This window comes from Micromonospora sp. NPDC005194, from assembly GCF_040608335.1.
Lineage (GTDB): Bacteria > Actinomycetota > Actinomycetes > Mycobacteriales > Micromonosporaceae > Micromonospora.
In genome coordinates this window covers 26,933-49,618 of the sequence record NZ_JBEXIA010000011.1, presented here as the reverse complement: position 1 = coordinate 49,618, position 22,686 = coordinate 26,933, and the positions used below count along the sequence as shown (strand labels likewise).

Here is a 22,686-nt window from a genome sequence, read left to right as displayed (position 1 = left end):
CCCGAACGGCCCATTCGAAGCTAAACCAAAGCGTCACGTCTTTTTGTCCGCGGACGAGGTGCAGGGAGGACCACCCATGACCGCGCCAACGATCACCGAGCAGGCGAGCACCACGGCTGCCGAGCAGACGAGCACCACCAAGCTGGACCCGCGGGCGCTCACCGACAGCGCCGCCGACCTGCTCAACGCCATGGCCGCACTGCCCGCCAACCACCCGTCGCGCGCCGCTCTGCGGGACCGCGCGATCGAGGCCTGGCTGCCGCTGGCCAACCACCTCGCCCACCGCTACAGCGGGCGGGGCGAGCCGACCGACGACCTGGCGCAGACCGCTGCCGTCGGCCTCATCAAGGCCATCGACAAGTTCGACCCGTCCCGCGGTGTCGACTTCGCCGGCTACGCGATCCCCACCATCATCGGCGAGCTCAAGCGGCACTTCCGCGACCGCACCTGGGACATCCGGGTGCCGCGCCGCCTCCAGGAGCTGCGGCTGGCCATCTCCGACGCCAACAGCTCGCTGCTGCAGACCCTCGGCCGCTCGCCGACGGTCGCCGACATCGCCGCCCACCTCAAGCTCACCGAGGAAGAGGTCCTGGAGGGCCTGGAGGGCGCCCGCGCGTACAACGCGGTGTCGCTGTCCACCCCGACCGGCGACGGCGAGCGGGCCACCGAGCTGGGTGACATGCTCGGCGGCGAGGACAACGAGTTCGAGCTGGCCGAGCTGCGGGTCGCCCTCGGCCCCGCGCTGGCCACGCTCGACGAGCGTGAGCAGAAGATCCTCACCCTGCGGTTCTACGGCAACCTGACCCAGTCGCAGATCGCCGACCAGATCGGCGTCTCGCAGATGCACGTCTCCCGGCTGCTGGCCCGGGCGCTGACCAAGCTGCGCGGCCAGCTCGACGGCACGTACTAGGCACCACACGATGAAGGGCCGGGTCAGCGTGGACCCGGCCCTTCATCGTGTGTCGGGACGTTCGAACGGCGCACCGGCCGGGTCGCTCCCCCAGGGGCAGCGGCCCGGCCGGCCCCGTCAGCGGCCGGCGGGCTCCCGCCACATCGGCCAGAACGGCGTGCCGTCGGGCACCCGGAAGGGCTCGCCGGCCCGGTAACCGTGCCGCGCGTACAGGTCCCGGCTGCGCGGGCTGCTCGCCTCCAGGTAGGCCGGCATCCCGTTGGCGTCCAACCAGGCGTGGTGGTGCCTCATCAACGCGGTGCCCAACCCGTGCCCCTGCCGTCCCGGCTGCACGGCCAGGAAGGCCATGTGGTGGTGGTCCGGATGCGGGTGGTTCGCCGCGAACAACTCGTCGAGATGCTGGAACCGGTCGGTCCACTCGCCGCACGCGGCGGCGAGCCGGGCGTCGTAGTCAGGCGGCGGCGGGGCCGGCTCACCGACCGACGGAAACCAGACCGCGACTCCGGCCCGGTCCGCGGTGGCGTGCACGAACCCGTGCCGCATCGCGTGGTCGACCAGGATCTCGAAGTCCCCGGCCAGCACGGCCTCGCGCTTGCTCGCGTCGGGCACCAGCCAGGAGGTCACCTCCAGGGCCGTGAACGCCTCGGCGATCCGGTTGGCGACCAGCGCCGTGTCCTGCGGCCCGAGCCGTTCGACGGCCACGCTCATCGGGACACCTCCGCACTGGCCGGCGTCGGCGCCGGCTGCTCCCCCGACCGCACGGCCGCCGCAGCGCTCGCCGCGCCGAGACCGATCCGGGCGTACGTGTCCGGACGGTTGGCGCGCAGCAGCAGCGCCCACGCGATGCCCAGCGCGGCCGCCACCGGGTAGACGGCGGGCAGCTCCCAGCGCAGGTTGGAGTCGGGTGCGACGCCGAGCAGGTTGGCGAAGTTCGACACGGCCAACCAGATGATCACGACGAGTGCGACGGTGGCCAGGCCGGGTGCGATGGCCCGGCGCCAGAGGGTCTCGCCGCCGTGTCGGACGAAGTAGGCGATCACCGCCACCGAGGTGGTGGCGATGAGCAGCAGGACGCCGAACCCGCCGGTGGTGCCGCCCCAGAAGAACAGCTGGACCACCGGGTCCCAGCCGTTGACTGTGTAGAGCAGGATGACCAGCAGCCCGAGGACGCTCTGTGCCAGCGACGCGGCCCGGGGCGAGCCGGTCCGCGGCGAGGTCTGCCCGAACACCGCCGGCAGCACCCGCTCCCGGCCCAGCGCGAAGGTGTAGCGGGCCGTGGTGTTGTGGAACGAGATCATCGCGGCGAGCACCGAGGTCAGGAAGAGCGCCTGCCCGATGGTGACCGCGGTGTCGCCGAGCTGGGCGGCGGCCAGGTTGAAGATCAGCCCGACGCTCTGCTCCCCGGCCTCAGCGACGATCTTGTCCGGCCCGACGGCGACGGTCATGGTCCAGGACGAGAGCGCGTACAGCCCGGCGATGATCGCCACCGAGAGGTACGTCGCCAGCGGCACCGTCCGCTTCGGGTCCTTGCTCTCCTCGCTGAACACCACCGCGGACTCGAAGCCGACGAACCCGAGGATGGCCAGCACCAGCACCGCGCCCACCCCCGGCACGAAGAGGTTGTCCGGCGACAGGGCGGCGAAGCTCACCTGACCGTCGGCCGGGTTGCCGAGCTGGCCCAGGTCGAAGACGAGGATGACCACGATCTCGGCGACCAGCAGCGCGGCGAGCACCAGGCCGTTGATGTCGACCCGCAGCAGGCCGAGCAGGCCGACCAGCGCCCACGCCACCAGGGCGACGATCGACCAGTGCGGGTGTCCGCCGAAGATCCGGTCGAGCACCGGCTCGGCCGCGACGCCGATGGTGCCGTAGAGCCCGACCTGGAGCGCGTTGTACGCGATCAGTGCCACCCAGGCGGCGCCGACGCCGGCCGGCCGGCCGAGGCCACGCGAGATGTAGGCGTAGAAGGCGCCCGCGTTCTCGACCTGGCGGGACATCGCCACGTAGCCGACCGAGAACAGGGCGAGCACCGCGGCGACCACCAGGAAGGCCAGCGGAATGCCGGTCACGCCGATGACGCCGTAGCCGGTGGTGACGACGCCGGCCACCACGGTCAGCGGCGCGGCTGCGGACAGGACGAAGAAGATGACCGAGGGGACGCCGAGGCGTCCCCTCGCGAGGGCTTCGGAGACATTGCTGGGTCGGTCGACTGTCGATGTCGATGGCATACGACTACTCCGGTTGTCGAGGGGGAGGGGTTGGGGTTACCGGGGGAATCAGGGGATGCCGCGCAGCACGGCTGCGCCGACGGCGGCCTCGGTGTGCCCGACGAGCTCCTTCAGGGGCGCCGGTAGCGCGGGGATGAGGACGTTCAGCCGGTGGTGGGCGCGGGGGCCGGCGCTCCACAGCACCTCGCGGGTCAGCCCGGCGGCCACGACCAGGCCGAGCAGCAGCGCGTCCGGCACGCTCGGCGGGTCGGGGCGTTCCAGCAGCGCCCGCAGCCGGGTGGCCGGCCAGGCCACGGCGTTGAGGTCGATCGGCAGATAGCTGACCGAGGTACGGAGCAGCCGCCGGCTCTCGTGGCGGCGCAGTACGCCGGCCCGGGCGAGCCGCTCGCCCACCGAGGTCGTCGCGCTCTGCGCCAGAAAGCTGAGCCAGACGTTCACGGCCCGGTGCTGCGACTCACCGATCAACTGGTCGAGCACGGTGTGCGCCAGCGCGTCGGCGGGTGGGCGCCGGTCGATGACGGTGACCTGTCCACCCGAGACGGTGATGTGCCCGTAGAGGGTCAGCTCACCGAGGAGCCCGGCGGCCAGGCCGAGGCCGGTCGCCGCCGGGTGGAGCTTGGCCTTGCCGCGGGTGTCGTTGTGGGCGATGAGAAAGAACTCGTCGGCGATGAGCAAACGGTCCTCCCGCTCGGCTGTGTCCACAGTGTTCGCGCCCGGAAAAGGATGCACCGACGGCTACTGCAACGCAACTCCCAGATTTGAAAGTTGCACTCCGTGCAGGCGCGACCTGCGGATCTTGTCGTGACAGACTCGGACGGTGACCGCCGCCTCCACCATCCGGCCCGCCGCCAGCCCCACCGTGCGCCGTCGGCGCATCGCACGCGAGCTCCGCCAGCTCCGGGAACGGGCGGGCATGACCCTCGACGTGGCCGCCCGCCAGCTCGACATGTCCAAGAGCAACCTGTCCCGAATCGAGACCGCGCAGATCGGCATCAAGCCCCGCGACGTGCGGGCGGCGCTCGCCCTGTACCAGGTCACCGGCGCGGACGCCGAGGCGCTGATCGAGATCGCCCGGGGCGCGCAACAGCGCGGCTGGTGGCAGAACTACAGCGACGTGTTGCCGGAGTGGTTCGAGTTCTACGTCGGACTGGAGGCGGAGGCGGCGGCGCTGCGCACGTACGAGGCCGAGTCGGTGCCCGGACTGCTGCAGACCGAGGCGTACGCCCGGGCGATCTTCCGCCGCACGGCCGGCGAGGACGGCGTGGAGCGCAAGGTCGCGGCCCGGCTGCGCCGCCAGGAGGTGCTGCGCCGCGAGGACCCCGTCGGGTTGTCGGTGGTGCTCAACGAGGCCGTGCTGTTGCGCCCGGTCGGCGGCCCCGCCGTGATGGCCGAGCAACTGGCCCACATGAGCCACATCGCCCAGTTACCCAACGTGACAATTCAGGTACTGCCGTTCGCGGCCGGCGAGCATCCCGCGATGACCACCCCGTACGTGATCCTCAACTTCGCCGACGCCGCCGACGCGTCAGTGGTTTACCTGGATAACCTTACGATGGGCCTGGCTCTGGAGGATGCCGATCATGTGCTCGGGTATAGCCTTCTGCACGAGGAGCTGTGCCGGATGGCACTCGATCCGGGGGCGTCGCTGACCCACCTCAAGGAGGCTTCTCGTAACTTTGCGTGACCGCGTCTGCGGCACGCCGACGCAGACGAGAGGTACCACGGATGACGGCGCTCGACCTGACCCGGGCGGACTGGCGCACCAGCACGCGCAGCAGTGGCAACGGCAACTGCGTGGAGGTCGCGACAGTCGACGGTCGGGTCGCCGTCCGGGACAGCAAGGATCGCTCCGGCCCGGTGCTCGCGTTCGGCTCGGCCGCCTGGCGTTCGTTCCTGCACGGTCTTCCCGAGGTCCGTCGCGGCTGAGTCCCCCGCACCGGTGCGAGACTGGGCCGTGCTCTCCGACGTAACCCTGGACCTGCCGGTCCGTCCGGCGTTGCCGGCGCTGCTGACCGCGCTCGACGCGGCCGGCGCCGCGGTCCTGGTGGCCCCGCCGGGCACCGGCAAGACCACTCTCGCGCCGTTGGCGGTGGCCGACCGGGTCGACGGCCGGGTGGTGATCGCCCAACCCCGGCGGGTGGCGGCACGCGCCGCGGCCCGGCGGATGGCCGAGCTGCTCGGCGAGCGCGTCGGCGACCGGGTCGGCTACGCCGTACGCGGTGAGCGCCGGGTCGGCCCGGCCACCCGGATCGAGGTGGTCACCACCGGCCTGCTGGTCCGCCGGCTGCACCACGACCCGGAGCTGCCCGGCACCGGTGCGGTGCTGCTCGACGAGTGCCACGAGCGGCAGCTCGACGCCGACCTCGCACTCGCGTTCACGGTGGAGGCCCGGGCCACCCTCCGACCGGACCTGTGGCTGCTCGCGATGTCCGCCACGCCGGACACCGACCGGTTCGCCGCGCTGCTCGGCGGGACCGCCGCCGCCCCGGTGGTCCGGGCCGAGTCGGCGCTGCACCCGGTACGGCGGATCTGGGCGCCGCCGCCGCGGCCGGTCGCGCCGCCGGGGGCCGGGCCGGTGGACCGCGCCCTGCTCGACCACGTGGCCGCCACCGTCCGTCGGGCGCTACGCGAGCACGACGGCGACGTGCTGGTCTTCCTGCCCGGGGCCGGTGAGATCGCCGCGGTCGCCGGACGGCTCGGCGACCTGCGGGACACCGTCGACCTGCTGCCGTTGCACGGCCGCCAGCGCGCCGCCGAGCAGGACGCGGCCCTGCGGCCCGGCGTCCCCGACGGCCGGCGTCGCGTGGTGCTGTCCACCGCGCTGGCCGAGACGAGCCTCACCGTGCCGGGCGTGCGGGTGGTGGTGGACGCCGGACTCTCCCGGGTGCCCCGCATCGATCTGGCCCGTGGACTGGGCGCGCTGATCACCGTGCCGGTCTCCCGGGCCGCCGCCACCCAGCGGGCCGGCCGGGCCGGCCGGGAGGCCCCGGGGTACGTCTACCGCTGCTGGTCCGAGGCGACCCACGAGCGGCTGCCCGCCCGGCCGGAGCCGGAGATCGCCACCGCCGACCTGACCGGGTTCGCGTTGGAGCTGGCCGCCTGGGGGCGCCCCGACGGCGTCGGGCTGGCGCTGCCCGATCCGCCGCCGGCCGCGGCGATGGCGGTGGCCCGGGACACCCTCGAGACGCTGGGCGCGGTCGACGGGACGGGCCGGATCACCGGGCGGGGCCGGGTGATCGCCTCCGCCGGGGCGCACCCGCGGCTGGCCCGTGCGCTGCTCGACGGCGCCGGTCGGGTCGGCGCGGACCGCGCCGCCGAGGTGGTGGCCCTGCTCGCCGAGGAGAGCGCGGCCGGCCCGGGCGACGACCTGGTGGCCGGCTGGCGTCGGCTGCGCGCCGGGACCGACGCGGGCGCCACGGCCCGCTGGCGCACCGAGGTACGCCGGTTACGCGCCGCGCTGCCCGCCGGTGGGCGGGCAGCCTCGGGCGGACTCACCGACGATCTCGCCGCCGGGCTGCTGGTCGGTCTCGCGTACCCCGAGCGGCTGGCCCGGGTGCGGCGGCCGGGCGGGTCCGCGTACCTCATGACGGGTGGGACCGCCGCGGAGCTGGCGGTCGGATCGGGGCTGGCCGGGTCCGACTGGCTCGCGGTGGCCGTCGCCGACCGCCGCCCCGGCGCGCCGTCGGCGCGGATCCGTCGGGCCACCCCCCTGGACGAGGCGACCGCCCGAGAGGCGGCCGGCCCGCTGCTGTCCACGCGCCGCGAGGTGGGCTGGTCCGACGGGGACGTGGTGGCCCGGGAGGTGACCCGGCTGGGCGCGATCGAGCTGGTGGCGCGGCGGCTGGACCGCCCGGACCGGGCGGAGGTGGCGGCGGCGCTGCTGTCCGGCCTGCGCCAGGAGGGGCTGGGGCTGCTGCCGTGGACGCCGGCGGCACGGGGGCTGCGCGAGCGGATGGCGTTCTGCCGGCACCACCTCGGCGACGAGTGGCCCGACGTCAGCGACGAGGCGCTGCTCGCGACCGCCCCGACGTGGCTGGGGCCGGAACTGGCCGCTGCCCGGCGACGCTCCGACCTGAGCCGGGTGGACGTGACCTCGGCGCTGCGCCGGCTGTTGCCGTGGGCCCAGGCCGCGCGCCTCGACGAGCTGGCGCCGGAACGCATCGAGGTGCCCAGCGGCTCGCGGATACGGGTCGACTACGCCGATCCGGCGGCGCCGGTGCTGGCGGTCAAGCTTCAGGAGACGTTCGGCTGGCCGGCGGCCCCGCGCGTCGGAGGCGGCCGGGTGCCGGTGCTGCTGCACCTGCTCTCCCCCGCCGGCCGCCCGGTGGCGGTCACCGCGGATCTCGCGTCGTTCTGGCGTACCGGCTATCCGCAGGTCCGCTCGGAGCTGCGCGGCCGCTATCCCCGACATCCGTGGCCGGAGGACCCGGGCACGGCGACGCCAACCCGGCGTGCCGCGCCGCGTCGGCGCTGAGGAGGGGCTACTCCTCGACGACGTCGGCCACCACCACTGTGACGTTGTCCGGCCCGCCCGCGTGCAGCGCCAGGTCGATCAGCTTGCCGGCGCAGGCGGACCGGTCCGGGTAGCCGGTGAGCACCTCGACCAGGGTGTCCGGGCGGACGACGTTGGAGAGGCCGTCGCTGCACAGCAGCCACCGGTCGCCGGCCCGGGGCACCATCGTCGCGTACGACGGGGAGACGTCCTCACCCTGCAACGCCTGGGTGACGACCGCCCGGCGCGGGTGGCTGCTCGCCTGGTCCGCGGTGATCACGCCCTGGTCGACGAGCATCTGGACGAAGGTGTCGTCGCGGGTGACCTGCTTGAGCACACCCTCGCGGAACAGGTAGGCCCGCGAGTCACCCACGTGGGCGAGGGCCAGGCAGCTGCCGGTACGCGCGAAGAGCAGGGCGGTCAGCGTGGTGCCCATGCCCTGGCGCTCGGGGTCGTCGGCGACCGCCTGCCGGATGCGGGCGGTGGCCAGCGCGATGCCGTCCTGCAGGGCGGCCACCAGAGCGTCCTCGGGTGTCTCCACGTCCAGCGGAGCGACCGCGTCGATGGTGAGCGAGCTGGCCAGGTCACCGGCGGCCATTCCGCCCATGCCGTCGGCGACGGCGACGAGCCAGGTGCCGGCGTGCAGGGCGTCCTGGTTTCCGCTGCGGATCAGCCCACGGTCGCTCGTTCCCACGGAACGCAGCTTCAGGGTCATGGGAGGCAGCCTGCCAGGCGAAGGGCGCAGTTGTCTCTAGGAGATCAGGACGACGGGGCGTGGCGCGGCCAATCTCACGTCTCGCGTTCCGTCGCCTCGCGCTCCTTGCACCCTCGTCGGACGGCAGATCCCATCCAGTCGGATCAATTGACAGGAGGTACCGCCACTGGAAACATCGAGCCGCAACCTGGGAGCGCTCCCAGGTCGCCACCGCCACCTGCCTCACCTCCCGTCCCGGAAGGACTACCCCGTGACGCCATCCAAACGTCGCCTCCTCCTGGCTGCGGCGACCACCCTGGCCCTCACCGGCGCGGGCGCCGGAGCGGCCTACGCCGATCCTCCACCGGACGCCCCCGAGCAGATCGACAACGGGGATTTCAGCGCGGGCGTGAGCCCGTGGTTCTCCTACGGCACCAACCCGCTCGCGGTCACCGACGGCCGGCTCTGCGCCGCCGTCCCCGGTGGACTCGCCAACCCGTGGGACGCCGGCATCGGCCAGGACGGCGTGCCGCTGATCGCCGGCGCCGAGTACACGCTCGGCTTCGACATCACCGCCACGCCCGGCACCGCCGTCAAGGCCGTGCTCCAGCTCGGCAGCGCCCCGTACACCACGTACGCCGCCGTGGACGCCGCCGCCACCGGCACCGTCCGGCGCGTCGAGTCGACCTTCACCGTCCCGGACGACAACCAGAACGCCCAGCTCATCTTCCAGGTCGGCGGCAGCGCGCAGGCGCAGACAATCTGCCTCGACAACGTGTCGCTGCGCGGCGGCGAGCCACCCGCGCCGTACGAGCCGGACACCGGGCCCCGCGTCCGCGTCAACCAGGTCGGCTACCTGCCGGGCGGGCCGAAGAACGCCACTGTGGTCACCGAGGCGACCGCGCCGCTGCCCTGGCAGCTCCGCTCGGCCGCCGGCGCGGTCCTGGCCAGCGGCACGACCACCACACGCGGCGTGGACGCCGCCTCCGGGCAGAACGTGCAGACCGTCGACTTCTCCAGCTACCGCACCCCGGGAGCGGGGCTGACGCTCACCGTCGACGGCGAGACCAGCCACCCGTTCGACATCTCCGGCACCCTCTACGACCGGCTGCGCGCCGACTCGTTGCAGTTCTTCTACGCCCAGCGCAGCGGCATCGCCATCGACGGTGACCTGATCGGCGACGAGTACGCCCGCCCGGCCGGTCACCTCGGCGTCGCGCCCAACCGGGGCGACACCAGCGTGCCCTGCCAGCCGGGCGTCTGCGACTACTCGCTCGACGTGCGCGGCGGCTGGTACGACGCCGGCGACCACGGCAAGTACGTGGTCAACGGCGGCATCGCCACCTACCAGCTGCTCAACACGTTCGAGCGGACCAAGACGGCGGCCACCGCCGACGGTGGCGCGAGGCTGGCCGACGGCTCGCTGCGGGTGCCCGAGCGCGGCAACGGCGTGCCGGACATCCTCGACGAGGCCCGCTGGGAGCTGGAGTTCCTGCTGCGCATGCAGGTGCCGGCCGGTAAGCCCCTCGCCGGCATGGTCCACCACAAGATCCACGACCAGAACTGGACCGGGCTGCCGCTCGCCCCGCAGGACGACCCGCAGCCACGTGAGCTGCACCCGCCGTCGACCGCGGCCACCCTCAACCTGGCCGCCACCGCCGCCCAGTGCGCGCGGCTGTTCGCCCCCTACGACGCGGCGTTCGCCCGCCGCTGCGCCACTGCCGCGAAGACGGCCTACGCCGCCGCCAAGGCCCATCCCGCGGTGTACGCCAGCCCCAACGACGGCACCGGCGGCGGCGCGTACGACGACGGCAACGTCACCGACGAGTTCTACTGGGCGGCGGTCGAGCTGTACCTCAGCACCGGGGAGCAGACCTACCTGACCGACCTGAGCGCCTCGCCGCACCACACCGGCGACGTGTTCGACCCGCGGGGCTTCGGCTGGCAGAGCGTCGCGGCGCTCGGCCGCCTCGACCTGGCCACCGTGCCGAGCGGGCTGCCGGCCGCCGAGCTGACCCGGGTCCGCGCCTCGGTCACCGGCGCCGCCGACGCGTACCTGGCCGAGCTGCGCCGGCAGGCGTACGGGCTGCCGATGCCCGGTGACGCCAACAGCTACTTCTGGGGCGGCAACAGCAGCATCATCAACAACGCCATCGTCCTGGCCACCGCCTTCGACCTGACCCGCAACGCCACCTACCGCGACGGCGCCGTCCAGGCGATGGACTACATCCTCGGCCGCAACGCCCTGAACATCTCGTACGTCACCGGCTGGGGCGAACACAACGCGCAGAACCAGCACAGCCGGATCTTCGGCCACCAGCTCAACCCCGACCTGCCCCGCCCGCCCGACGGCTCCCTCGCCGGTGGCGCGAACGCGGCCCTGCAGGATCCGTTCGCGGCGCAGTTGCTCGCCGGCTGCAAGCCGATGTTCTGCTACGTCGACGACATCAACTCGTACTCGACCAACGAGGTCGCGATCAACTGGAACTCGGCGTTGGCCTGGATCTCGTCGTTCCTGGCCGACCAGGGCGAGGCCGGCGCGGTGCCGGCCAGCACCTGCTCGGTGAACTACGTCAACTACGGCGCCTGGCAGGGCGGCACCGGCTTCACGGCGCAGTTGACCGTGCGCAACACCGGCGCCACCGCCGTCAACGGCTGGGCCGTGCGGTTCGCGTTCACCGGTGACCAGCGCGTCCGGGAGGCATGGCTGGCGAAGGTCACCCAGGCCGGCGCCACGGTGACGGCACGCAACGAGTCGTACAACGCCAAGATCGCGCCCGGCGGCACGGTGACGTTCGGCTTCAACGCCACGACCAACGGCGGCGCCAACCCCAGGCCGGGTCTGGTCACCGTCAACGGGAACCCCTGCTCGCTGTCCTGAGCAGGCACGGCTGGTGGCCGCCCTCCCCCGGGCGGCCACCAGCACGGCTGGACCTGCGTACCTACCATCACGAGCATGGATGGACGAACGTGGCTCCTGGCCGGGGCGGCGGCAGCGCTATTGCTGGCCGTCCTGCCGGTCTTCGCACTGCGGCGCCGTCGCCGCACCCGGGCCGACGGGCCCGAGGAGGCGATGCGCCGAGCCCGCCAGGCGATCCGGACCAGCGGACACGAGCAGCGCCGCCAGCGCCGTGGCAGTCTGCGCGGCAAGGGGTACGGCGGGGACGACAACCGGGCCTACGACAGCGGCGTCGCCAGCGACTCCGGCGGCATGCCCTGAGGCCCGCTTCCATTGTCGATCTGACGGCCGGCGCCAATCGGGACAGCAGTGCGGCCCGCACCCGGCAGGTGTGGGCCGCTTCAGCGTGCGTCAGGGTCGGCGAGCAGCCGGCACCCAGCCTCAGCCGCATGAGACGACCGCCGATGTAGGCAAGCATCCAAGTTGTCGTACGCCTGTTCTATTCTCGGTCCATGGTGGAGGAGTTGACGCAGGCTGAGGCGGCGGTCGCGGCGTGCGTCGACGCGCCGGCCTGGGCACTCACCGAGCCCGACCTCGTCGCGGCACTCGACACCGCGCACCGGCTTGAGCAGCGCCTGGCGGCCGTGCAGCTGGCCCTCGTGCGTGAGCTGGACGGCCGCGGCACGGCCCAGGCGCAGGGCGCGTCCTCGACGGCCGTCTGGTTGCGTGAGCGGCTACGACTCACGGTCTCCGCCGCCCGCCGCCTGGTCGACCTCGCCAGCGCGCTGGACACCGGAGCGCCGGGGGTGCGCGCCGCTCTGGCCGGCGGCGACATCACAGTGGAGCAGGCCCGCGTCATCGGCGACACGGTCAGCACGGTGCACATGGCCGCCGGCGCCGAGGCCGCCGACAAGGCGGTCGGCGTGCTGGTCGGGTGGGCCGGGCAGTTCGAGCCGACTCTCCTGCGCAAGCTGGGCACCCGGATCCTCGACCATGTCGCACCGGAGGTCGCCGAAGCCGCTGCCCGGGCCGCGTTGGAGGCCGAGGCCCGCCGCTCCGACCGGGACCGTCACGTCACCCTGTCCGAGCTGTCGGACGGCCGCCTGCGGCTGAGCGGCACCCTGGACGCCGAGGCCGGCGGCCTGCTCCGCGCCGCGATCGACCCGCTGACCGCGCCGTCCGGCCCGGACGACGCGCGCAGTCCCGGGCAACGCCGCCACGACGCCCTCGCCGACCTCTGCCGCCTCACCCTGCGCACCGGCGAGCTACCCGAGCACGGCGGCGAGCCCGCGCAGATCGTCGTCACCACCAGCTTCGACACGCTGGCCCGGCAGCTCGACGCCGGCACCCTCGACGCCGGCCCCCGCCTCACCCCGGAGACGGTCCGCCGCCTCGCCTGCGACGCCGCCATCCTCCCCGCCGTCCTCGGCAGCGCCGGCCAGACCCTCGACGTCGGCCGACAACGCCGCCTCATCACCGGCCCACTCCGACGCGCCCTCGTCCTGCGCGACCGCGGCTGCGCCTTCCCCGGCTGCGACCGCCCACCCCGCTGGTGCGACGCCCACCACATCCACCACTGGGCCGACGGCGGCAACACCAGCCTGCCCAACGCGGTGCTCCTCTGCGGCCACCACCACCGACACATCCACCACAGCGACTGGACCGTCCAGTTGAGCGGCGACGGCCACCCCGAATTCATTCCACCGGCCTGGCTCGACCCCGACCAACTCCCCCGCCGCAACCACTACCACCGGCGGACGTGACCGGAGCCCATCCGGCCAGGCATGACGAGCCCGGCACCCAAGCCCGCGTACGACATCGCGCGTGCGCGCCGAGCGCCGCCGCCTCCTGAGGACGGTGTCGCTCGCCGTCCGGCGGCATCCCTACGGACTCTCCTGGCTAGTGCCGCACCCGATTCGTCCGCCAGAAGACGGCGGAACGACAGGCGTACCGCGCACCGGAGCGTCGCCGACGGCATGCCCCCCGGAGTGCATGCCATCGTGGCGGAGCGGTGTGACCGGCCTCGCGTCTTTCGGGACCGCCAACTCCGCCCGGCCTGCCTAGCGTCGCCACCATGACGGTCAACGGCGACACGTTCGAACGGGCCACCGGGAACAACCGGGCCACGCGCCGCGCCCAGGCCACCGACGGCGACCCAGCCACCCACAGCGACCGGGTCATCGACTCCGCCTCGGCCATGGTCATCTCACGCTGATGCGGGGTGTGTCGCCGCTGCCGCCGGCCGGGCGGCTGCGCACCCTCTCCCTCGCCACGTTGGCGAACACCGTCGGTTCGGGACTGTGGCTGACCGGCGCGGCCATCTATCTCACCCGGGACGTGGGGCTGTCCGCCGCCCAGGTGGGCGTCGGGCTCAGCGTCGCCGGGCTGGTCGGGTTGACCGCCAGCGTGCCGCTCGGCAGTCTGGCCGACCGGCGCGACCCGCGTACGCTGCGAGCCGTCCTCCAGGTGCTCCAGGCTGTGGTCGCGGCAACGTACCTGCTGGTCGGCTCGTTTCCGGTGTTCCTGGTCGTGGCGGTGCTCGACCTGCTGCTGACCTCGGGCAACCTCGCGGTCCGCGCCGCGCTGGTCGCCGCCGTCGCCGGCCCGCAGGGTCGGGTGCACGCCTTCGCCACGCTACGGGCGGTGGCGAACCTGGGCATCGCGGTCGGGGCGGGTCTGGCCGGGTTCGCGCTGGCCGCCGACACGCACCTGGCGTACCAGATCCTGGTGGCTGGCAACGCGGCCACCTATCTCGTGTCGGCGGCGCTGCTGTTGCGGCTGCCGGCCTGTCCCCCAACCGCGCAGCCCACAACCGCGCCGGCCCCAACCGCACAGCCCACGACCGCGCAGCGCCCGACCGTGCCAGCCCCGGCTGCGCAGCCCACGACCGTGCCGGCCCCGACGGTCACTGCCCGCCGTGGACGGCCGCTGCGTGACGGCCGTTTCCTCGCGGTCAGTGGCGCGTCGGCGGTGCTCGCCCTGCATCAGACGGTCCTCACGCTGGTGGTGCCGCTCTGGGCGGTGACCGTGGTCGGAGCGCCCCCGCCGGTCGTGTCGGCGGTGCTGCTGACCAACACGGTGCTCACCGTCCTGCTGGCGGTACCTCTGAGCCGCGGCGCGGACACCGCCGCTGCGGCGGCGCGGACGATGCGCCGGGCCGGCCTGGTGCTGGCCGCCACGATGCTGCTGTACGCGGCCACCGCCCGCCTGCCCACCGCCGCGGCTGTCGCACTGCTGCTGGTCGCCACCGTCGTCTACACCGCCGGTGACCTGTGGCACAGCGCTGGTGGAGCGGGACTCGCCTACGACCTCGCCCCGCCGGACGCGGTCGGCGCCTACCAGGGAGCGGACGGCATGCTGGCCGGTCTGGCCCGCGCCGCCGGCCCGGCCCTGTTGACGCTCGTGGTGCTCGACGGCGGGACGCCCGGTTGGCTGGCCGTCGGCGCGCTCTTCGCCGTGGTGGGCCTGGCCAGCCCCGCGCTCACCCGGTGGGCCCTGGCCGGCCGCCCCGCGACGCCGCTCCGAACCGACCGCTGAGCGGTGGCCGAGCGCCAGGCCGGCCAGCGCCGTCCGGGACCGGTCAGCCGATCTCCTCGTCGACGAAGCACCAGCGCCAGGCCTCGCCGGGCTGCGCCGAGCGGATCACCGGGTGGCCGGTGGACGCGAAGTGCTTGCTCGCGTGCTGGTTCGGCGACGAGTCGCAGCAGCCGACCTGGCCGCAGCTCAGGCACGTACGCAGGTGCACCCAGTAGGTGTCGCCGATGGCGACGCAGTCGGCGCACTCGTCGGGGGTGCGCGGCTCGGCGGTGCCGGCCTCGGTCAGGTGCTGACAGCTCACTGCTCGACCTCCTGCCGCAGCAACGACTCTTCCAGGTCCAGGTCACGATAGGCCCGCACCAGCACCTCCTCAGGAATTCGACCGGCGTCCCGGGCGGCGCGGAACACGTCCCGCTCGGCGTCGATCATCTCTTGTCGCAGCCGACCGTACGCCTGCGACGGGGTTTCCCGCTCGTCGCCGCCGAGCCGTTCCCAGGCCATGTTGGTGCGGTCCTCCTGCACCCGGCGCAGCCGATCCACCACGGACCCCGGTGCGCTCTCGGCCAACTCCTCCAACCGGTCCCGTGCGGCCCTGCTGGCCTGCTGCTGCACCCCGGCGGCCGACAACGCGTCCTGCACCGGGTCGTCCTGGGGCAGCTTCAACCGCCGGGCGACCAGCGGCAGCGTGGCGCCCTGACCGACCAGGGTGACCACGATCACCGCGAAGGCCAACCAGATGAACAGGGCCCGGGGGTACGGCTCGTCGTCGGCCAGGGTCAGCGGGAGGGCCAGGGCGGCGGCGAGCGTCACCACGCCCCGCATTCCAGCCCACCCGATGATGATCGGGAACTTCGGTGACGGGGCCGGATCCCGACGGCGGATCCGGGGAACCAACCGGGCCAGGTAGGTGGCCGGGAAGAGCCAGACGAACCGGGTCAGGAAGACGGTGGCGAGCACCGCGAAGGTGATCAGGACCAGCGAGCCGGTCGGCTCGTCGAGCTCGCGCAGCACCTCCCGCAGTTGCAGCCCGACCAGCAGGAAGACCAGTCCCTCCAGCAGGAACCGGACCAGCCGCCAGAACGCGCCGACCTGCAACCGGGACGCCGCCGACAGCAGTTGCGGCAGCTTGTGCCCGAGCACCAGACCGGTGACGACCACCGCGACCACACCGGAGGCGTGCAGGTGCTCGGCGGTGAACACCACCGCGAACGGGATGATCAACGACAGCGCGTTGTCCAGCAGCGGGTCGCTGATCCGCCGGTGCAGGAAGCCAAACACCAGCGCCCCGAGCGCCCCGATCAGGATGCCGCCGCCGGTGGACCGCAGCACCTCGAGGGCGATCTTGTCGGTGCCGACGGCCGTGCCGATGGAGGCCATGGTCGCGACCCGCAGCAGCACCAGCGCGGTGGCGTCGTTGACCAGGCTCTCCCCCTCCAGGATCGTGACCACCCGGCGGGGAAGCCCGACGCGGCGGGCGACGGCCGTGGCGGCCACGGCGTCCGGCGGGGCGACCACCGCGCCGAGGGCAAGGCAGATCGCGAACGGGACCTGCGGCAGCAGCAGGTGCAGCACGACGCCCACCGCGAACGCGGTGAACAGCACCAGGCCCACGGCGAGCAGCAGGATCGGCCGGATGTTGTTCTTGAACGCCGGCACCGACGTCTCCAACGCCGCGACGTACAGCAGCGGCGGCAGGATGCCGATCAGCACCAGCTCCGGTTCGAGCCGGATCTGCGGGAAGCCCGGCACGAACGAGAGCACCAGGCCGAGTACGACCAGCACGATCGGCGCGAGCAGGCCGAGCCGGCGGGCCAGCGCCGCGCCCAGGGTGGCGATCGCCAGGAAGACGACGACCGGAAACAGGCTTTCCATGGGGTACGAGCCTAGGGGTCGGTCGGCCGACGCCCGATCAGCCGCCCGGGCGCAGCTTCGGCAGCACCTCGGCGCCGAACGCGTCGATGAACCCGCGCTGCTCCTGCCCGACGTGGTGCAGGGCGATCTGGTCGAAGCCGAGCGCCACGTACTCCTCCAGCCAGCCGACGTGCCGGCCCAGATCGGCCGAGATGTTCACCACCTGGGCGATCCGCTCGGGTGGCACGTCGGCCGAGACGACGTCGAAGTGCTCGACGGTCTCCAGGTCCCAGCAGACCGGAGGGACGAAGACGTTGCTGCGCCACTGGTCGTACGCGAGCGCCTCGGCCTGCGCCTGCTCCGGCGCCCAGGAGACGTGCACCTGGAGGTGCAGTGGGCCGCGCCCACCGGCGTCCCGGTACGCGTCGATCATCTCGCGCAGGTGCTCCACCGGCGCGTTCACGGTGATCAGCCCGTCGGCCCACTCGGCGCACCAGCGGGCCGTGGCCACGCTGACGGCCGCGCCGACCAGCGCGGGCGGCTCTTCGGGGCGGGTCCACAGCCGGGCCCGGTCCACCCGGACCAGACCGTCGTGGCTGACCTCCTCACCGGCCAGCAGCGCCCGGATCACGTCCACGCACTCGCGCAGCCGGGCGGCGCGGACGTCCTTGCGCGGCCACGGGTCGCCGGTGATGTGCTCGTTGCTGGCCTCGCCGGTGCCCAGCGCGGCCCAGAACCGACCCGGGTACATCGCGCCGAGGGTGCCGATCGCCTGCGCGATGATCGCCGGGTGGTACCGCTGGCCGGGGGCGTTGACGACGCCGAACGGCATGCCGGTGGCCTGCAGCGCGGCGCCCAGCCAGGACCAGGCGAAGCCGGACTCGCCCTGCCGGGCGCTCCACGGGGAGAAGTGGTCGGAGCACATGGCGGCGTCGAAGCCGGCCCGCTCGGCGTGCATCACCGCCTCCAGCAGGGCGCGCGGAGGGATCTGCTCGTGGGAGGCGTGGAATCCGAACGACGTCATGGGCGCACTTCCTACCCATGACGGCGTCCGGTGATGCGTGCCGCGCGGGAAGCTACTCGGCGTGCGCGCCGGCGCCGGCGGAAGCCGCGCCCTCGCCCACCCAGACCGTCTTGATGTTGCAGAACTCCCGCATGCCCAGCTCGGACAGCTCCCGGCCGTAGCCGGAGTTCTTCACGCCGCCGAACGGCAGCTCCGGGTAGGAGGTGGTCATCCCGTTGATGAAGACGTTGCCGGCGTCCAGGTCGGTGGCGAAGCGCTCCTGCTCGGCCGCGTCCCGGGTCCAGGCGTTCGACCCGAGGCCGAAGCTGGTCCCGTTGGCCACCTCGATCGCCCCCTCGTACGAGGACACCCGGTACAGGCCGGCGACCGGCCCGAAGACCTCCTCGGACCACATCCGCATCTGCGGCGTGAGGTCGGTGACCACGGTCGGCGGGTAGTACCACCCGTCGCCGGCGGGCAGCTCGCCGCCGCAGAGCACCGTCGCGCCCTTGTCCACCGCGTCGCGCACCTGGGCGTGCACCTCGTCGCGACCCCGTTCGCTGGCCAGCGGACCCACGTCGGTGCCCGGGTCCATGGGGTCGCCGACGCGCAGCGCGGCCATGTTCGCGGCGAACTTCTCGGCAAAGGCGTCGAAGACGTCGGTGTGCACGATGAACCGCTTGGCGGCGATGCAGGACTGGCCGTTGTTCTGGCAGCGGGCCGTGGTGGCCACCTCGGCGGCGGCGTCCAGGTCGGCCGAGGGCATCACCACGAACGGGTCGCTGCCGCCCAGCTCCAGCACGGTCTTCTTGACCTCCCGGCCGGCGATCTGGGCGATGGAGCGCCCGGCCGCCTCACTGCCGGTGAGGGTGGCGGCGCGGACCCGGGGGTCGGCGAGGATCCGCTCGACAGCGTCCGAGCCCACCAGCACTGTGGTGAACGCCCCCTCGGGGAAGCCGGCGCGACGGAACACGTCCTCCAGCAGCAGCGCCGTCTGCGGCACGTTCGAGGCGTGCTTGAGCAGGCCGGTGTTGCCGGCCATCAGCGCCGGGGCGGCGAAGCGCATCACCTGCCAGAGCGGGAAGTTCCACGGCATCACCGCGAGCACCACGCCGATCGGCTGGTAGCGGATGAACGCCCGGGTCGCCTTCACGGCGGCGGCGTCGGCCGGCTGGTCGGCGAGGAACGCGGGCGCCTTGTCGGCGTAGAAGCGGGCGGCCGTGGCGCACTTGGTCACCTCGGCCTGGGCCGCGACGTACGTCTTGCCCATCTCCGTGGTCATGATCCGGGCGATCTCGTCGCGCTCGGCGTCCAGCAGGTCGGCGGCGGCGTTCATCCACCGGGCGCGCTGGTCGACTGTGGTGCCGCGCAGCTGCCGGTACGCGAGGTTGGTGCGCTCGATGGCGGCGTCGAGCTGTTCGGTGGACATCGCCTCGTAGGTTTTGAGCACCTGGCCGGTGGCGGGGTTGGTGGTGGCGATGTGGGGCATCTCGTCCTCCTGTCACTCGAACAGCGAGTGTCGTACGCCCGGCTCCTCACGGCGGCGAGCGGCGCGGCGGCGCTGGATCACGACCAGGTCGACCACGGCGACGACTGCGAAGATCGCGCAGAGCACGCCGAGCCAGGCGAGCCCCGCCCAGAACGCCAGCACCGCGAACAGCACCATGATCACCAACCCGAAGCCGGCGAGGGTGAGCCGGAGGTTCAGCGCGCTGTACGCGTGGCCGACCGTGCCACGGGCACGCCGGGGCTGCGATCTCGTCATACCTCCTGAGCTACCCCCGATCGGCGCTGTTAACCGGTAGCAATCGCGCGCGCTGGTGGCGCTTATAGCACTCATGCGGCTCTTTCGACGGCGCTCGGCCACATACCCGACAGCAACTTCCCGCCCGACCACGTCCAGCGCATAGAGTTACCGAGCTGTCGCTCTGTGCTGCGAGACGGGGGATGTCATGCCTCGACGCTGGGTTGCCGCCCTGGCCTGTCTCGCCGCGCTGGTCGCGCTGGCCTGCGAGGGCGGCACGTCGGCCTCCCCCCGTCCCACGAAGAGCCCGCCGTCGTCCGGCGGGCCCGGCGGCATCGCCGCGCTCGGCGACTCGATCAGCACCGGCTTCGCCTCCTGCCTGGTGCTCACCTCCTGCGAGCGCAACTCCTGGTCGACGGGGGACGGCCTGCGGGTGCAGAGCCACTATCGCCGGCTGCTCGACCAGAATCCCGCGATCCGCGGCAAGGCGTACAACCACGCCCGGCCGGGCGCCCGCGCCGACGCCCTCGAGGGCCAGGCCCAGGCGGCCGTACGCGACCGCGCCGACTACGTCACCGTGCTGATCGGCGCCAACGACATCTGCCGGGGCGGCGTGGACGCGATGACCCCGGTGACCCAGTTCCGGGCCGACGTCGACCGGGGCCTGCGGGTGCTACGGACCGGCCGGCCGAAGGCCCGGGTGCTGGTGGTGAGCATCCCCGACCTCTACCGGCTCTGGGAGGTGGGGCACGGCGACGCGCGGGCGGCACGAGCGTGGCGGCGGGGCATCTGCCCGGCGCTACTGGCCAACGCGACGTCGACGGCACCCGCCGACAAGGCCCGCCGGGCCGCCGTCCGGGCCCGGATCGACGCGTACAACGCGCAGTTGGTAGCGGCCTGCCGGGCGTACGGGTCGCGCTGCCGGCACGACGGGGGCGCGGCGCACAAGGTCCGCTTCACCCTGGACCTGCTCAACCCGCTGGACTGGTTCCACCCCAACGCCACCGGTCAGGGCCGGCTGGCCGAGGTGACCTGGCGCTCGTCCGGCCTGGCCGACTGAACCACCCCGCCCAGGCGGTTCAGGAGCGGCGAGGCTCCGGGACGGCGGTGCCGCGCCGACGATAGAGCGCCCGTGAGCGCTCGGCCAGGTCTTTGGTGGCGGACGAGTTGGCCCAGGTGCCGAGCACTATCGCCGCACCCGGAACGATCTTGGCGACGAGTCGCTTGGCGGCCCGGACGCCGGCCATCTGCGCCAGCCGGACGCCGAGCTGCAACATGACCCGCCCGAGCGGGCGCTGGCCGCCCAGGCCGAAGAGCGCGGCGGCGCGTTCCCGGCCGGCGGCCACCCCGAGCGCCAGGCGGGCGCTCTCGGCGACCTTGTGCACCCGCTGGAGCACGAGCAGGTCGGTGGCCCGGTCGCTGTGCAGCGGGTCGACGTCGTACGCGGCGGCGATGTGCAGGACCATGCGCGCCTGGGTCCAGGCCAGCACGCCGACGTCGAGGACGGCGCCGGGCAGCCCGGCCGCTCCGGAGACCGCCCCGGACAGGCGAGCCAGGTTGACGAACTTGCGGGCCGCCTGGTCGGCCAGGACGTCGGACGAGACACCGGGGTGCTCGCTGCGGGCGCGGGCGGCCCACTGCGCGGCCTCCGGCCCGAGCCGGCGCACCGCCTCCAGGGCGAGGTGCTCCGGGGCGTACTGCGGATCGTCGCGCATCCGGTCCCAGAGTCGGGCCGGCGGGCCCTCGGGCGCGGCCGCCGGCACGGCCGGCAGGCCGGCCGACGGCTCGGGCGCGGCGGGCTGACCGCCGGCGGGCGGGGTGTCGGTCACCGGGTCTCCCCAGGGGTGGGTACGGGCAGGACGGCCGGTGGCGCGGTCAGCGACGGCGGTTGGACAGTCGCGCCGCCAACCCCTTGAGCTTCTGCTGGTTGGCGGGCTTGGCCAGCTCGCGCCGACCCCGGTCCACCAGCTGCTGACCCTTGGGCGATCTCAGGAAGGTGCTGATCCGCTGCATCAAAGACATAACGTCCTCCTGTCGGTGATCCCTCAGTCATGTGTACCCCGAACCCGCAACGGATGTACCCGGGACGCGACAGGCTCAACCCTCACCATCCACAGTGGTCGGTAGGCTACCGCCCGGCCGGCACGATGGCGTCGACCACCCGGGTGGCCCGCCACTCGTGCTGCTGGTAGTGCTCGGGGTACGCGGAGACCTGCACCGCCTGCGCGGCGTCGGTGAGCCGCATCTGCTGCCAGCCGGGCACCTGTTCCAGCGCGCTGAGGAACTGCCGGGTGGCGAACTCGGGGTCCATCAGCCGGCCGACCGGGCCCCAGCCGCTGCTGGAGCGCTGCTGGAACAGACCGACCGAGTCGTGGTCCCAGCCGACGCCCTGGTGCGGGTAGTCCTGCGACTCCGGCAGCACGCCGCTGGCGACGTTGTAGAGGTTGCTCTCCTGCATGGCGGTCGCCACCGCGATGACGAGGCCACGGCGCGGGACACCCATCTTGCGTCCGGTACGGACGATCGCCTCGGCGTTCTCCATCTGGTCGTCGTCCAGGCCGGCGACCGGCGCCGGGTCGGTCGGCTGCGCCGGGGCGACCGTGCGGGCACGCGAGGTGGTGTCCGGGTCGGCGGAGGTCGCGGAGGCGGACGGGGTGGCAGAGGGGGCAGCAGAGGGGGTCGCGGCGCGGTCGAGAGAGCGGGACGCGCGCTCCTGCTCGGCGCGCTGCGCCAGCTCGGCGCTCGAGTCGACCCGCGTCGCCGCGCCGGCGGTCTCGTCGCGGACCTGTGCGACGGCGGCCAGAGCGAGGCAGCAGACCACGCCGGTGGCGAGGGCCACCTGGGCGCGGCGTCGACCGGTCAGGTCGCGGGCGTACGCCCGAAGCCGACTCGCGGCGGTTGTCCGTTCGGCTGAGGTGCCTTCCTCCATTTCGGTAGTGGGGCTGCTCGGGGCGTACGGGTCGTCGAGGGTGCCGTCGTCACGCATCAACCGAGGCTAGGCAGGCGGAAACCCCGATCACGCACGGTGATCACGTGGCCCTCGCCACAGAATCGGGGTCCTCGGGTGGACGAGCGGGGCGGCTCGACCCGCCCGGGGAACGGACCTCGCGTACCGGAGGAAACCGGCGCGGCACGTGGGCCGGCACGGACGGCGACAGGTGCGGACATCGGGCCGCGCGGACCGACATGATCGACAAACTCGGCCTTTGGGCCGAACCGCCCATCGGCCGTTCGGCGTAATCGGGTGGTTCGTCCGATCGCGCCCAGTCGGCGGTCGACGGATCGCCCGACGCAGGAATGCGCCAGGATGGCGGGTACGTTGCCCGAA

General features: G+C 73.3%; 22 protein-coding genes. 10 read left to right on the top strand and 12 right to left on the bottom strand.

What is annotated here, in order from left to right; translation table 11 throughout:
• Positions 1–76: 76 nt before the first annotated feature.
• On the top strand, positions 77–910 hold the full coding sequence (locus ABZU53_RS11980) for a SigB/SigF/SigG family RNA polymerase sigma factor (RefSeq protein WP_354860179.1): 834 nt from the start codon (positions 77–79) through the stop codon (positions 908–910).
• A 117-nt stretch (positions 911–1,027) separates the two neighbouring features.
• On the opposite strand, the gene ABZU53_RS11975 is transcribed toward ABZU53_RS11980, so the two are convergent.
• The 3 genes from ABZU53_RS11975 to ABZU53_RS11965 are packed head-to-tail and all read right to left on the bottom strand — an operon-like array spanning position 1,028 to position 3,813.
• The gene (locus ABZU53_RS11975; protein ID WP_354858269.1) at positions 1,028–1,618 is read right to left on the bottom strand and encodes a GNAT family N-acetyltransferase; all 591 of its coding nucleotides are present in this window, start codon (positions 1,616–1,618) and stop codon (positions 1,028–1,030) included.
• Positions 1,615–3,138 (bottom strand): APC family permease, encoded by a 1,524-nt coding sequence (locus ABZU53_RS11970; protein ID WP_355065606.1) that lies wholly within the window; start codon positions 3,136–3,138, stop codon positions 1,615–1,617. The genes ABZU53_RS11975 and ABZU53_RS11970 overlap by 4 nt, the downstream gene beginning before the upstream one ends.
• Positions 3,139–3,186: 48 nt before the next feature.
• On the bottom strand, positions 3,187–3,813 hold the full coding sequence (locus ABZU53_RS11965) for a GPP34 family phosphoprotein (protein WP_354858351.1): 627 nt from the start codon (positions 3,811–3,813) through the stop codon (positions 3,187–3,189).
• A gap of 184 nt (positions 3,814–3,997) precedes the next feature.
• Between ABZU53_RS11965 and ABZU53_RS11960 the strand changes: the two genes are divergently transcribed.
• The 3 genes from ABZU53_RS11960 to hrpB are packed head-to-tail and all read left to right on the top strand — an operon-like array spanning position 3,998 to position 7,612.
• On the top strand, positions 3,998–4,822 hold the full coding sequence (locus ABZU53_RS11960; RefSeq protein ID WP_355065765.1) for a helix-turn-helix transcriptional regulator: 825 nt from the start codon (positions 3,998–4,000) through the stop codon (positions 4,820–4,822).
• Positions 4,823–4,863: 41 nt separating this feature from the next.
• Complete coding sequence (locus tag ABZU53_RS11955; RefSeq protein ID WP_354858273.1) at positions 4,864–5,064, top strand: DUF397 domain-containing protein; 201 nt, start codon at positions 4,864–4,866, stop codon at positions 5,062–5,064.
• Positions 5,065–5,092: 28 nt separating this feature from the next.
• The gene (gene hrpB / locus ABZU53_RS11950; RefSeq protein WP_354858355.1) at positions 5,093–7,612 is read left to right on the top strand and encodes an ATP-dependent helicase HrpB; all 2,520 of its coding nucleotides are present in this window, start codon (positions 5,093–5,095) and stop codon (positions 7,610–7,612) included.
• A 7-nt stretch (positions 7,613–7,619) separates the two neighbouring features.
• On the opposite strand, the gene ABZU53_RS11945 is transcribed toward hrpB, so the two are convergent.
• Positions 7,620–8,345 carry a protein phosphatase 2C domain-containing protein gene (locus ABZU53_RS11945; protein WP_354858276.1) on the bottom strand — a complete coding sequence of 242 codons (726 nt, stop codon included), beginning with the start codon at positions 8,343–8,345 and terminating at the stop codon, positions 7,620–7,622.
• A 250-nt stretch (positions 8,346–8,595) separates the two neighbouring features.
• On the opposite strand from ABZU53_RS11945, the gene ABZU53_RS11940 reads away from it, so the two are divergent.
• The 5 genes from ABZU53_RS11940 (at position 8,596) to ABZU53_RS11920 (ending at position 14,760) form a co-directional block, all read left to right on the top strand.
• Positions 8,596–11,205, top strand: coding sequence for a glycoside hydrolase family 9 protein (locus ABZU53_RS11940; protein ID WP_355065604.1), 2,610 nt, complete (start codon positions 8,596–8,598; stop codon positions 11,203–11,205).
• A gap of 75 nt (positions 11,206–11,280) precedes the next feature.
• Positions 11,281–11,544 carry a hypothetical protein gene (locus ABZU53_RS11935; RefSeq protein ID WP_355065602.1) on the top strand — a complete coding sequence of 88 codons (264 nt, stop codon included), beginning with the start codon at positions 11,281–11,283 and terminating at the stop codon, positions 11,542–11,544.
• Positions 11,545–11,735: 191 nt separating this feature from the next.
• On the top strand, positions 11,736–12,986 hold the full coding sequence (locus ABZU53_RS11930) for a DUF222 domain-containing protein (RefSeq protein ID WP_355065600.1): 1,251 nt from the start codon (positions 11,736–11,738) through the stop codon (positions 12,984–12,986).
• Positions 12,987–13,297: 311 nt separating this feature from the next.
• Positions 13,298–13,438 (top strand): hypothetical protein, encoded by a 141-nt coding sequence (locus tag ABZU53_RS11925; protein WP_354858284.1) that lies wholly within the window; start codon positions 13,298–13,300, stop codon positions 13,436–13,438.
• Positions 13,438–14,760, top strand: coding sequence for an MFS transporter (locus ABZU53_RS11920; protein WP_355065598.1), 1,323 nt, complete (start codon positions 13,438–13,440; stop codon positions 14,758–14,760). Before ABZU53_RS11925 ends, ABZU53_RS11920 begins: the two co-directional genes overlap by 1 nt.
• A 43-nt stretch (positions 14,761–14,803) precedes the next feature.
• Here ABZU53_RS11920 and ABZU53_RS11915 read toward each other — a convergent pair whose 3' ends face one another.
• Genes ABZU53_RS11915 through ABZU53_RS11895 form a run of 5 tightly spaced genes read right to left on the bottom strand, consistent with a single transcriptional unit; the run spans position 14,804 to position 19,379 of the window.
• Positions 14,804–15,061, bottom strand: a complete 258-nt coding sequence (locus ABZU53_RS11915) for a UBP-type zinc finger domain-containing protein (protein ID WP_354858289.1) — start codon at positions 15,059–15,061, stop codon at positions 14,804–14,806.
• Complete coding sequence (locus ABZU53_RS11910) at positions 15,058–16,632, bottom strand: Na+/H+ antiporter (RefSeq protein ID WP_355065596.1); 1,575 nt, start codon at positions 16,630–16,632, stop codon at positions 15,058–15,060. Before ABZU53_RS11910 ends, ABZU53_RS11915 begins: the two co-directional genes overlap by 4 nt.
• A 37-nt stretch (positions 16,633–16,669) precedes the next feature.
• On the bottom strand, positions 16,670–17,635 hold the full coding sequence (locus tag ABZU53_RS11905) for a TIGR03885 family FMN-dependent LLM class oxidoreductase (RefSeq protein ID WP_355065594.1): 966 nt from the start codon (positions 17,633–17,635) through the stop codon (positions 16,670–16,672).
• A gap of 52 nt (positions 17,636–17,687) precedes the next feature.
• Positions 17,688–19,103 carry an NADP-dependent succinic semialdehyde dehydrogenase gene (locus ABZU53_RS11900; protein WP_355065592.1) on the bottom strand — a complete coding sequence of 472 codons (1,416 nt, stop codon included), beginning with the start codon at positions 19,101–19,103 and terminating at the stop codon, positions 17,688–17,690.
• Between the two features lie 12 nt (positions 19,104–19,115).
• Positions 19,116–19,379, bottom strand: coding sequence for a DUF6343 family protein (locus ABZU53_RS11895; protein ID WP_354858297.1), 264 nt, complete (start codon positions 19,377–19,379; stop codon positions 19,116–19,118).
• 187 nt (positions 19,380–19,566) lie between these two features.
• Here ABZU53_RS11895 and ABZU53_RS11890 point away from each other — a divergent pair, with 187 nt between their 5' ends.
• Positions 19,567–20,418, top strand: a complete 852-nt coding sequence (locus tag ABZU53_RS11890; protein WP_355065590.1) for a GDSL-type esterase/lipase family protein — start codon at positions 19,567–19,569, stop codon at positions 20,416–20,418.
• A 19-nt stretch (positions 20,419–20,437) separates the two neighbouring features.
• Here the strand turns inward: ABZU53_RS11890 and ABZU53_RS11885 are convergent, their stop codons facing one another.
• From ABZU53_RS11885 to ABZU53_RS11875, 3 genes are all read right to left on the bottom strand, one after another.
• Complete coding sequence (locus tag ABZU53_RS11885) at positions 20,438–21,187, bottom strand: EcsC family protein (protein ID WP_355065588.1); 750 nt, start codon at positions 21,185–21,187, stop codon at positions 20,438–20,440.
• A gap of 46 nt (positions 21,188–21,233) precedes the next feature.
• Entirely contained in the window at positions 21,234–21,380 is a 147-nt protein-coding gene (locus ABZU53_RS11880) for a hypothetical protein (protein WP_354858304.1), read from the bottom strand.
• Between the two features lie 106 nt (positions 21,381–21,486).
• Positions 21,487–22,344, bottom strand: coding sequence for a peptidase M23 (locus tag ABZU53_RS11875; RefSeq protein ID WP_355065586.1), 858 nt, complete (start codon positions 22,342–22,344; stop codon positions 21,487–21,489).
• Positions 22,345–22,686: the final 342 nt, after the last annotated feature.